At 62.8% G+C, this 9665-nt stretch carries 13 protein-coding genes and 1 tRNA gene; 8 read left to right on the top strand and 6 right to left on the bottom strand.

The window, feature by feature from the left end:
- Positions 1 to 2: 2 nt before the first annotated feature.
- Positions 3 to 84: transfer RNA gene (locus VFF99_RS06230), tRNA-Leu, on the bottom strand.
- A 401-nt stretch (positions 85 to 485) separates the two neighbouring features.
- Between VFF99_RS06230 and VFF99_RS06225 the strand changes: the two genes are divergently transcribed.
- From VFF99_RS06225 to VFF99_RS06215, 3 genes are read left to right on the top strand one after another with little or no spacing between them, the layout of a single operon-like run.
- Entirely contained in the window at positions 486 to 1493 is a 1008-nt protein-coding gene (locus VFF99_RS06225; protein ID WP_325016020.1) for a methionine ABC transporter ATP-binding protein, read from the top strand.
- Positions 1493 to 2152 (top strand): methionine ABC transporter permease, encoded by a 660-nt coding sequence (locus VFF99_RS06220; RefSeq protein ID WP_325016018.1) that lies wholly within the window; start codon positions 1493 to 1495, stop codon positions 2150 to 2152. Before VFF99_RS06225 ends, VFF99_RS06220 begins: the two co-directional genes overlap by 1 nt.
- A gap of 21 nt (positions 2153 to 2173) precedes the next feature.
- Entirely contained in the window at positions 2174 to 2962 is a 789-nt protein-coding gene (locus tag VFF99_RS06215; RefSeq protein WP_325016016.1) for a MetQ/NlpA family ABC transporter substrate-binding protein, read from the top strand.
- Positions 2963 to 2977: 15 nt separating this feature from the next.
- Here the strand turns inward: VFF99_RS06215 and VFF99_RS06210 are convergent, their stop codons facing one another.
- Positions 2978 to 3811, bottom strand: a complete 834-nt coding sequence (locus VFF99_RS06210) for an arylamine N-acetyltransferase (protein WP_325016014.1) — start codon at positions 3809 to 3811, stop codon at positions 2978 to 2980.
- Positions 3812 to 3925: 114 nt separating this feature from the next.
- Between VFF99_RS06210 and VFF99_RS06205 the strand changes: the two genes are divergently transcribed.
- Positions 3926 to 4246 carry a DUF962 domain-containing protein gene (locus tag VFF99_RS06205; RefSeq protein WP_325016012.1) on the top strand — a complete coding sequence of 107 codons (321 nt, stop codon included), beginning with the start codon at positions 3926 to 3928 and terminating at the stop codon, positions 4244 to 4246.
- On the opposite strand, the gene VFF99_RS06200 is transcribed toward VFF99_RS06205, so the two are convergent.
- Positions 4247 to 5116 (bottom strand): LysR family transcriptional regulator, encoded by an 870-nt coding sequence (locus tag VFF99_RS06200; protein ID WP_325016010.1) that lies wholly within the window; start codon positions 5114 to 5116, stop codon positions 4247 to 4249.
- Between the two features lie 107 nt (positions 5117 to 5223).
- Between VFF99_RS06200 and VFF99_RS06195 the strand changes: the two genes are divergently transcribed.
- Positions 5224 to 6120 (top strand): MBL fold metallo-hydrolase, encoded by an 897-nt coding sequence (locus VFF99_RS06195; protein ID WP_325016008.1) that lies wholly within the window; start codon positions 5224 to 5226, stop codon positions 6118 to 6120.
- Between the two features lie 38 nt (positions 6121 to 6158).
- Here the strand turns inward: VFF99_RS06195 and VFF99_RS06190 are convergent, their stop codons facing one another.
- Positions 6159 to 7208 carry a porin gene (locus VFF99_RS06190; RefSeq protein ID WP_325016006.1) on the bottom strand — a complete coding sequence of 350 codons (1050 nt, stop codon included), beginning with the start codon at positions 7206 to 7208 and terminating at the stop codon, positions 6159 to 6161.
- A 283-nt stretch (positions 7209 to 7491) separates the two neighbouring features.
- Here VFF99_RS06190 and VFF99_RS06185 point away from each other — a divergent pair, with 283 nt between their 5' ends.
- Positions 7492 to 7848, top strand: a complete 357-nt coding sequence (locus VFF99_RS06185; protein ID WP_325016004.1) for a chemotaxis protein — start codon at positions 7492 to 7494, stop codon at positions 7846 to 7848.
- The gene (locus VFF99_RS06180; protein ID WP_325016002.1) at positions 7848 to 8066 is read left to right on the top strand and encodes a cysteine-rich CWC family protein; all 219 of its coding nucleotides are present in this window, start codon (positions 7848 to 7850) and stop codon (positions 8064 to 8066) included. Before VFF99_RS06185 ends, VFF99_RS06180 begins: the two co-directional genes overlap by 1 nt.
- Here the strand turns inward: VFF99_RS06180 and VFF99_RS06175 are convergent.
- Positions 8063 to 8272: a hypothetical protein gene (locus tag VFF99_RS06175; RefSeq protein WP_325016000.1), complete on the bottom strand. Its 210-nt coding sequence runs from the start codon at positions 8270 to 8272 to the stop codon at positions 8063 to 8065. The two genes, VFF99_RS06180 and VFF99_RS06175, sit on opposite strands and share 4 nt — an antisense overlap.
- Positions 8273 to 8373: 101 nt before the next feature.
- On the opposite strand from VFF99_RS06175, the gene VFF99_RS06170 reads away from it, so the two are divergent.
- Positions 8374 to 9003 carry an FABP family protein gene (locus VFF99_RS06170; protein WP_325015998.1) on the top strand — a complete coding sequence of 210 codons (630 nt, stop codon included), beginning with the start codon at positions 8374 to 8376 and terminating at the stop codon, positions 9001 to 9003.
- A gap of 15 nt (positions 9004 to 9018) precedes the next feature.
- On the opposite strand, the gene VFF99_RS06165 is transcribed toward VFF99_RS06170, so the two are convergent.
- Positions 9019 to 9426, bottom strand: coding sequence for a hypothetical protein (locus VFF99_RS06165; RefSeq protein ID WP_325015996.1), 408 nt, complete (start codon positions 9424 to 9426; stop codon positions 9019 to 9021).
- Positions 9427 to 9665: the final 239 nt, after the last annotated feature.

The following is a 9665-nucleotide window of genomic DNA, read 5'->3' as shown; positions in this document are numbered from 1 at the left end:
GGTGCCCAGAAGAGGACTCGAACCTCCACATCCTAAGACACAACGACCTCAACGTTGCGCGTCTACCAATTCCGCCATCTGGGCAGCGAGAAGGTCGCAATTATAACGGAACGCCGGCGGGAAATGCCAGCCCTTTGCGCGAGTGCCGTTCACCTGAGATAGCAAGATGACCCGGTCATCCCGGCGAAAGCCGGGATCCAGTGGCGTTATCGGGCGCCTGTTAAGACACTGGATCCCGACGTTCGTCGGGATGACGGGCGACCGGTGCGAACCGCATTTCCCTTGATTTCCCCCACGGCCCGCCTGATTCACGATCTTCGGTCAGCCCACCCCCTCACCGATCATTCTTCGGACAAATCCCCCAATTTCGCCTGGAACAAAGGTATGGAGGGTGATGCCCATAAGCAAATGAGAAATGCTTCGTTCCTTCTCTACATCGGTTTCGTTAATCTTCCGCACTTTCGCGCCCGGCAGTCCATCCCAACGTGATCCATATCGAGCATCTCCAAAAGAGTTACCAGGTCGGCGGCCGCGCCATCAGCGCGCTGCGTGACATCAATCTGCACATCCCGAAGGGAAAAATCTTCGGCATCATCGGCCGCTCCGGCGCGGGCAAGAGCACGCTGCTGCGCACCTTCAACCTGCTCGAACGTCCGAGCAGCGGCACCGTGCGCATCGACGGCGTGGATATCACGACCCTCGCCAAGGGGGAACTGGACCGCACGCGCCAGCGCATCGGCATGGTGTTCCAGAACTTCAGCCTGCTGTCGGCGAAAACCGTCGCGGCGAACGTGGAGTTTCCGCTCAAGCTGGCCGGCGGCCATTGCAGCGAGGCGCGCCGCCGCCGGGTGGATGAGCTGCTGGAACTGGTCGGCCTGAGCGAGCACAAGGACAAGTATCCGGCACAGCTCTCGGGCGGGCAGAAGCAGCGCGTGGGCATCGCCCGCGCCATCGCGAATGCGCCGCAGCTTCTGCTGTGCGATGAAGCGACGTCCGCGCTCGATCCCGAGACCACGCAGTCCATCCTGTCGCTGCTGGCCGAGATCAATGTGCGGCTCGGGCTGACGATCGTGCTGATTACCCATGAGATGCAGGTCATCCGCAGCATCTGCGACCTAGTGGCGGTGATCGATGCCGGCGAGATCGTCGAGAGCGGCGAGGTGGCCGATGTGTTCCTGCATCCGAAGCATCCGGTCACGCGCAGCTTGGTCGCCGAGTACACGCATGACGATTTCGATGCCGCCGGTGGCACGGCAGGCGGCGGCCGGCGCTTGCGCCTCACGTATGTCGGCGATGCCGCCTACCAGCCCATCCTGACGCATGTGGTCGAGCAGACGCGCGCCCGGATCACGATCCTGCAGGGGGCGGTGTCGCGCATCAAGGACAAGCCTTACGGGCAGCTGCTGGTGGAGGTCGGCGGCAATGACGAGGAAGCCGCGGCGGTGCTCGGCCTGTTCCGCAGCCTCAATGTGCATTGCGAGGTATTGAACTGATGGATTTCTCGAATATCGATTGGGCCGACATCGGCCAGGCCACCATCGACACGCTCACCATGACCGGTGTGTCGCTGGTCTTTACCGTCCTCCTCGGCCTGCCGCTCGGCGTGCTGCTGTTCCTGACGGCGCGCGGGCAGCTGCTTGAGCAGCGCGGGGTGTATGCGGTGCTGTCGCTGGCGGTCAATGTGCTGCGTTCGCTGCCCTTCATCATCCTGCTGATCGTGATGATTCCGCTGACGCTGGTGCTGGTCGGCACCTCGCTCGGCGTCGAGGGCACGATCCCGCCGCTGGTTGCCGGCACCACGCCTTTCTTCGCGCGCCTGGTGGAGAACGTGTTGCGCGAGGTCGACCGCGGCGTGATCGAAGCCTGCCAGGCGATGGGCGCGAAGACGCACCAGATCGTGATCAATGCGCTGCTGCCCGAAGCCCTGCCCGGGCTGCTCGCGGCCGCCACCGTCACCACCATTGCGCTGGTGTCCTATGCCGCGATGTCGGGTGTGGTCGGCGGCGGCGGGCTGGGCGATCTCGCGCTGCGTTACGGCTATCAGCGCTTCCAGACGGACGTGATGATCGTGACCGTTTCCATTCTCGTCGTGCTGGTCCAGTTGCTGCAGTACGGCGGCGACCGATTGGTGCGCCGTTTCACCCGCAGGTAATCTTTTTTTACAGGAGTGTTTATGCGTTTCAAATTTGCATTGCTGCTCGCGTCGTCCCTGAGCCTCGTCCCGCTGGCGGCTCATGCCGCCGATAAGCTGACCATCGCCGCTACGCCGGTTCCGCACGCGGAGATCCTGGAGTTCGTCAAGCCGCAGCTCGCCCAGCAGGGCGTTGACCTGCAGGTCAAGGTGTTCACCGACTACGTGCAGCCGGCAGTGCAGGTGAACGAGAAGCGCCTGGACGGCAACTTCTTCCTGCATCAGCCTTATCTCGACGAGTTCAAGAAGGGCCACAAGAATGACATCGAAGTGCCGGTGGCCAAGGTGCACGTCGAACCCTTCGGCGCCTACTCGGCCAAGCACAAGAAAGTGGCCGACCTGCCGGACGGCGCAACCGTTGCCATTCCCAACGATCCGTCCAACTCCGGCCGCGCGCTCCTGCTGCTGGAACGCCAGGGCCTGCTCAAGCTGAAGGATACGAAGAATATCTCGGCCACCCGGAAGGACATCGTGTCCAACCCGAAGAACCTGAAGATCCGCGAACTGGAAGCCGCGACCCTGCCGCGCGTGCTGAACCAGGTCGACCTGGCGCTCATCAACACCAACTATGCGCTGGAAGCGAAGCTCAACCCGGTGAAGGATTCGCTCTTCATCGAGGATGGCAACTCGCCCTACGCCAACCTGCTGGTGGCGCGCGAGGATAACAAGGACAGCCCGGCGATCAAGAAGCTGGCGACGGCGCTGAACTCTCCCGAAGTGAAGAAATTCATCGAAGAGAAGTACAAGGGCGCCGTGGTGCCCGCGTTCTGAGACGGTTGATCAGGACTAATCGCGGCCCGGGGCCGCGATCCCGTCGAGGCCCTTGGGAATGCGTGCGAACAACTCGCCGGCCGGCACCGGCAGCGCGAGATTGAATTCCTGGCGGAGCACGGCTTCGTAAGCCTGCGCGTCTTCGATGCGGCGCGTCTGCCCAGTCGAAGTCATCAACCTGTCGTTGATCAATCCCGTGCGTCCGCGTGAGGTCACGGTCTGGATCAGCAGGTTGTTGCGGAAGATCGAGGAGGGATGGGTGGCCGTGAACCAGTTCAGCGGCTCGTAATCCACCGGCAGGCATGGGTCCAGGCCGAAGCGGTAGAGCGGGCTCCAGCCTTGCGGCGTCAGTGCCTCCACCGCATGCATGCCGGCCTCGGCCACGATGCGCATGGGGCCGGTCGGCGTGTCCTGCTCCAGGCCCGGTACGAGCAGGAGCGGGACATTGAACAACTGGCCACCGAAGCCCGCATCCACGATAAAGGACTGGCCGGGCGCATCACCCACCTCGGCCTTGAGCAGCATGTGCGTGCGCGGCCGCGCGGGCATATCGGGCGGGGCCATCCACACCACGCGCGCCGCGAGGGCGGTGACCGTCATCCCCAGCGTGACCAGCACATCGCGCAGCAACGCGTTCTGCTCGAAGCAATACCCGCCGCGACCATTGACGACCAGCTTTTCATGCAGCGCTGCCGGCGACAGCACGGGCGTGCGGCCGAGAAAGGGATCGATGTTCTCGAACACGATCGCCGCCGGATGCTTCGCGCAGATTTCCTTGAGGACATCAAGCGTGGGCGTGCGCGGGCCGGTATAGCCGATGCGGGCGAAGTAGATGTCTGGTGTGTCCATGGCAGGCAGATTATCACCGTTCGAATTCTCCGGCAGGCGATGCAGGCTGCCGATTCCCGGATTTTGTGCTTGAATGCTCCTGTTGGCCATGCAGATCAAAACCAAGGAGACATCATGAAAACCAACGCTTCCGTCGCCCGCTATTCCTCGTTCCGCGAGTTCTATCCCTTTTACCTCGGCGAGCACGCCAACCAGACCTGCCGCCGGCTGCACTTCATCGGCAGCACGCTGGTCCTCGCCGCGCTGGTCTGGGTGCTCGCCACGCAGAACTGGATGGGGCTGCTGCTGTTGCCGCTATTCGGTTACGGCTTTGCGTGGGTCGGCCATTTCTTCTTCGAGAAAAACCGCCCCGCGACCTTCTCCTATCCGTTCTACAGCCTGCTCGGAGATTGGGTCATGTACTGGCAGATCCTGACCGGGAAGATCCGCTTCTGATCACGCCGCATGCCGGACGCGCTGCTGTCCGGCATACGCCTGCTGCAGTGCCTGCCTGGACTGGCGGACGAACCTCAGCATCTCCATGTCTTCCGTGCGGCAGGCCAGCCCGACCTTGCGCCTGAAGTCGCTGTCGTGCTTCAGCGGCCTGACCACTGCCTGCGTCAGCCCGTCGCAATGCGATTCCGGCAGGATCGCAATCCCCACGCCCATTTCCACCAGCGCCGGCACGGTTTCCTCGCGCTCCACCGTGGCGCGTACATCCGGCGCGATGTGCGCGCGCGCCATGGCTTGCGCGAACAGGCGGCTCAACGGACAGGCGGAGCGGGTGATGAAAGGCGCTCCGTGCAGGTCGGCCGGTTCGAGCTGCGCCTTGAAGCGCAGTGGATGGTTGCCGGGAATGAGCGCCACATAGTCTTCTTCCCAGAGCGGCAGCATCCATTCGTCGGCGCTCTTGAACTGCTCGCAGGCGAGCTTCAGGTCGAAGGCTTCGCCTTCCTGCACCAGCTTGAGCTGCACGCCCGGCATGCGCTGGTAGAGCAGGTCGATCAGCGGCCCGGCGCGGCGCACCAGCATGTCGCAGGCGAGCAGCAGGCGCAGCTCCCGCTGCGGCGGGCTGGAAAAGCTCTGCATGATCGCCTGCGATTCCGCCAGCAAATCCTTTGCCCGCGGGTAGAGCTTCTCGCCGTCCGCGGTCGGCCTCAGGCCTTGCCGCGCGCGCTCGAACAGGCGCGTGCCGAGCGACGTTTCCAAATTCTGGATCGCCGCGCTGATCGAGGGCTGCGCAATGAAGCAGCGCCGGGCGGCGGCACTGATCGAGCCTTCTTCATAGGCAGCGACGAAATACTTCAGGGCGCGCAGGTCGAACATAAGAAATCGTCCATAGGAAATTTATAGGGCAAGCATATTAATAAAATATTATGCCTATTCCTGCATTCCCGCTAGAGTTGTGGAACGAACAATAACGAAAGACGACCATGCCCAGACTGCTCAGACTGTTCATCGCCATCCTGCTTGCTTCCATCTTTGCCGCCGCGCACGCCCAATCGGATCTGCCGTCGGTCGGATTCAGCCTGATCAAGACCGGCAGCCTGCGCGTGCGCGAGGGCATGATGTATGCCGGCGGCAGCTTCGGGAAGGATGCGGAGACAGTGTTTTCCGCGGTGCTGGTCAAGCACGGGGGCGAGTTCTTCCTGTTCGACACAGGCCTGGGCAGCAAGATCGCCGAGCAATACAGTCAGGACATGCCGCTCTGGAACCGTCCCTTCTTCCGCTACGAGGAGCCGGTCACGCCGGCGCGCGTGCAGCTCGACAAGGCCGGCATCGGGCCGATCCGGCGCATCGTGCTCAGCCACAGCCACTGGGATCATGTGAGCGGTATCGGCGATTTCCCGGAGGCGCAGGTGTGGGTGCCGGAGCAGGAGCTGGCGGTGATCCGCCAGCCGGTGTCGTCGCTTGGCGGGCCGTGGCCCTCGCAGGTGGGTGGCGAGTCGATCCGCTGGCAGACGCTCGAATTCAAGCCCGAGCCCTACGAAGGATTCAGCCACAGCGCCGACCTGTTCAATGACGGCAAGGTGGTCTTGGTGCCGATGTTCGGGCACACGCCGGGATCGGTCGGCATGTTCGTGACGGTGGATTCGGGACGGCGCTATTTCTTTGTCGGGGACGTGGTGTGGAACGCGGACGCGGTGAAGGGCGCAAGCCCCAAGTTCTGGGCCGCGCGCCTGCTGGTGGACAAGGATGCGGACCGCACGATGCGCACCATCGAACAGGTGCGCGCAGTGCTGGAGAAGAAGCCCGACACCGTCGTGGTGCCGGCCCACGACGGGCAGGTGCAGGGCGCGCTCGGTTATTTCCCTGCATGGATCAGATAGCGCGTGTGGCCGGAGCATGGCCGCCCCGGCCGTCGCAATCAGAACTGGTGACGCACGCCGACGTTGAACTGCCGGCCGTTCTGCCCGTTGGCAAACGCATTCAGGCGCACCGCGGGATCATTCTCGGTATAGCTGAACGAAGTGTAGATGTTGGTACGCTTGGACAAAGGCTGGATGAAGCCCAGCGCCAGCTGGTCCGATTCACCCGCGGCGATGTCGCGCACATCGTTGCGGATGAAGGAGGCCAGGACAGTGCCCGAGCCGATCGGTGCCGAAGCGCCGACCAGCCAGCTGCGGCTGTCGACGGTGCCTGCCTGTTCCACTTCGGTGTCGGCGAAGGCTGCGTGCGCCTTGGCGAAACCGAAATCGAAGGTGCCGCCGATGAAGGCCGTGCGCAGGTCTGCGGTGCCGGCGCCGAGGAAAGGCGTGGTGGCCGGCAGCGTGGCGGTGTTGGCGTCATGGTAGGCGAACTGCACATTGATCGGGCCGTTCACGTACGCCAGGCCGGCGGCGATCTGCCGTGCGGTCGAGCGGTCGCCTGCCACTTCGCCGAAGCCGTAGCTGGCGGTGCCGGTGAAACCGCCGAGGTTCGGCGTGGTGTAGTTGATCGTGTTGTCGGTGCGCAGGAAGGGGTCGACCACATACAGGCTGGAGCCGAACATGCGCTGCGCATTGCCCGCGAGGTTGATGGCGAAGGGATCGACCGCCAGCAATGCGTAGTAGAGCGGCGTCTGCTGCCGGCCCAGCTTCACGGAGCCGAAGCCGCCGTTCAGCCCGACCCATGCCTGGCGGCCGAACATGCGGTTGCCCTGACCCAAGGTGCCGGTGTCGACATTGAAACCGTTTTCCAGCGTAAAGCTTGCATTCAGGCCGCCACCGAGGCTTTCCGTGCCGCGAATGCCGAAGCGCGAGCCGGAATGCAGACCGCTATCGAGACGCCATACGTTGTCCGCAGCGGTCACATTCCTGTCGTAGGAAATGCCGGCATCGACGATGCCGTAGATGGTGATGTTGTTCTGCGCGGACGCTGTCCCTGCCAAGGCCCCCAACGCGCCGGCGACGACGACGGAGAGAAGAGATTTTTTCATGCGTGCACCCTTTGAAATGTTCGTTGGAATACATGTCCTTTTCTGGATCCGTTTTCAGTTGACATGAACGAGGCGGCAAGATGTTTGTGCAGGATCAGTTGCCTCCCAAAGCGGTGTCTTTTTTGTGGGGTGTGCGTTGTATTTTTGCGATAGAAGTGGTGACCCAGTTCAAGTAATGTCCGCGCGTCAGCGATACGCGAGGGCATGCATGCCTGGAGCGCTTGCTTAACATGCGGTATCGACCCTGCTATGATGTGCCGCTTCAACGATTGAAGGGATCGCCATGAACCTCGAAGAAGCGCTGGCCAAGGATGCGGAAATCCGCCAGAAACTCCTCGCTGCCATCGCCGCTCAGCACGAGCTCGATCCCAAGTCCGCCGGCAAGACCGACGGCTGCATGCTCGGCAACTGGCTGCATGGGGAAGGCGAACGCAAGTTTCCGTTCGTGAAGAGCTTCCAGCCCTGCGTCGACGCGCATGCCGTCTTTCATGCGGAAGTGGAGAAGGTCGTACGCCAGATCAACCTCGGCGAATACGAGCAGGCCAAGGCGATGCTCGGCAGCGGGACACCGTGCACCAAGGCATTCCTCGCGCTCGTGGCGGCGGTTCGGCAACTGAAGACCGATGCGAAACTCGCATAATGGCTACCCTCGATCCCAAACCGAACAATACCTGTCCGCTGTGCGGCGGGCCTAACGGCTGCGCGCCGGCTGCCGCCGGCAGCTTCGACGCGCCGTGCTGGTGCACCACCGCAGTGATCGATCCCTCCGCGCTGGCACGCGTTCCGGAGGCGCAGCGCAACCTCGCCTGCATCTGCCGCCGGTGTGCGACCGGGAAGGAAGAGGCCGGTACCAACTAGGGCCGCGCCCGCACCCGGCGATGCAGGATCGCCAGCGCCAGGCAGTGCCATTCCCACTCGTCATGGAAGAGCGCCGCGCTTTTCTCCATGTACACGTATTTCCAGCCCTGCTCGCAGCACTCCGGGCAATCGAGGTCGGGAATCGCGCTCGCCATTGCCGCAGCGAAGCGCTCCAGGTCTTCGAGGGTGATTTCCTGTTTGTCCATATCGAAAAGACTTGTTCGCGGAACGATTGTTCCTGCTGCAGCTTTTGGGATCACGCTACAATCGCTTGTTGCACTACCGCATCCATTTCACGAATGACACCATGAGCGACTTCCCCACCGACATCTTCAAGGAACCTGCCGAAATCGACGTCAATACCCTCGCCAACCTCGGCCCGCTGCGCCGCATGGCCGGCGTCTGGGAAGGCCGCCGCGGCCTCGACGTGAAGCCGAAGGCGGACGGCCCGCGCAAGCAGGCCTTCGTCGAGCGCATGGAATTGCAGCCGATCGATCCCGTCACGAACGGGCCGCAGCTGTTCTACGGATTGCGTTATCACACCCACGTGACCAAGCCGGACCAGGTGAAGACCTACCATGAACAGGTCGGCTACTGGCTGTGGGAACCCGCGACCGGCACCATCATCCACACCCTGGCCATTCCGCGCGGGCAGATCGCGATGGCATCCGGCACGGCGAGTGCGGATGCAAGCAGCTTCGAACTGGTCGCGCGGCGCGAGGCGGAGGATTTCGGCATCCGCTCCAATCCTTTCCTCGAACATGCATTCCGCACCGTCGAATTCCGCATCAAGGTGACCATCAATGACGACGGCACCTGGGGCTACGATGAAGACACGGTGATGATGATCCGCGGCCAGGAAGAACCCTTCCACCATACCGACCGCAACCTGCTGGCGAAGGTCGCCGAGCCCACGTCGAATCCACTGGCGCGTTAAGGGCAAGGCTCCGGACTACCAGCGCTTCTTGATGCGGTAATCGTGCTCCGGCACGATGCGCGTCGAACCGATCAGCGGGCTCAAGCCCATCACCAGCTGGGTCAGCGTTTCCGGGGGCAGGGACCAGACCTGTCCCTGCGGCACCGGCACCCGCGATGCCGCGGCGATCACCGGTGCCGCCCATTCAGCATCCGGTGTCACGTCGAGCAGGATTTCGCCTTCCGGCGTGGTGTGCATGTAGATGTCGCCGCCGGCCGACAGCGTGAAGCAGATGCCGTAGCCGGGGGCATTCTTCTTTTCGATCGTGCGCTGCAGGTCGCGATTGTAATTGTCGATCCACGCTTCGACATCGTAAGTCGTCTTCAGGTGGATCCAGGGGCGCGCCGGCGGGTCGTCGCGGCGGCCGTCGTCGTTGCTGTCCATCAGTTGCTCCGCAAAGTCGTTTCGATTTGCGACTATACAGGATGGGGGAGTGGCGGGGTTCGGTGCGCTCTATCGACTTTACGGTTCTTTATGTGCGGTGGTGGGTTTCGCTGCGTGTATAGCCGGGGGACATAGGTAACACCTGTCGGGAGACATGGGTAACACCTTTTATGATCATCGCGTTGCAACAATCTGGAGCGCGCGATGCCTTGGAAGGAGTCTTCCCGTATGTCGTCCCG

Origin of the sequence: Noviherbaspirillum sp. (assembly GCF_035654295.1) — a bacterium.
Classification (GTDB): Bacteria; Pseudomonadota; Gammaproteobacteria; order Burkholderiales; family Burkholderiaceae_D; genus Noviherbaspirillum.
Note: the sequence above shows the minus strand (reverse complement) of the source record. Positions and strands in the feature narration are given on the sequence as shown.

Coding starts and splice junctions, on each gene's coding strand:
- VFF99_RS06190 (WP_325016006.1), bottom strand. CDS start 7,208: ATGAAAAAATCTCTTCTCTCCGTCGTCGTCGCCGGCGCGTTGGGGGCC.
- VFF99_RS06185 (WP_325016004.1), top strand. CDS start 7,492: ATGAACCTCGAAGAAGCGCTGGCCAAGGATGCGGAAATCCGCCAGAAA.
- VFF99_RS06220 (WP_325016018.1), top strand. CDS start 1,493: ATGGATTTCTCGAATATCGATTGGGCCGACATCGGCCAGGCCACCATC.
- VFF99_RS06200 (WP_325016010.1), bottom strand. CDS start 5,116: ATGTTCGACCTGCGCGCCCTGAAGTATTTCGTCGCTGCCTATGAAGAA.
- VFF99_RS06205 (WP_325016012.1), top strand. CDS start 3,926: ATGAAAACCAACGCTTCCGTCGCCCGCTATTCCTCGTTCCGCGAGTTC.
- VFF99_RS06165 (WP_325015996.1), bottom strand. CDS start 9,426: ATGGACAGCAACGACGACGGCCGCCGCGACGACCCGCCGGCGCGCCCC.
- VFF99_RS06180 (WP_325016002.1), top strand. CDS start 7,848: ATGGCTACCCTCGATCCCAAACCGAACAATACCTGTCCGCTGTGCGGC.
- VFF99_RS06195 (WP_325016008.1), top strand. CDS start 5,224: ATGCCCAGACTGCTCAGACTGTTCATCGCCATCCTGCTTGCTTCCATC.
- VFF99_RS06210 (WP_325016014.1), bottom strand. CDS start 3,811: ATGGACACACCAGACATCTACTTCGCCCGCATCGGCTATACCGGCCCG.
- VFF99_RS06175 (WP_325016000.1), bottom strand. CDS start 8,272: ATGGACAAACAGGAAATCACCCTCGAAGACCTGGAGCGCTTCGCTGCG.
- VFF99_RS06170 (WP_325015998.1), top strand. CDS start 8,374: ATGAGCGACTTCCCCACCGACATCTTCAAGGAACCTGCCGAAATCGAC.
- VFF99_RS06215 (WP_325016016.1), top strand. CDS start 2,174: ATGCGTTTCAAATTTGCATTGCTGCTCGCGTCGTCCCTGAGCCTCGTC.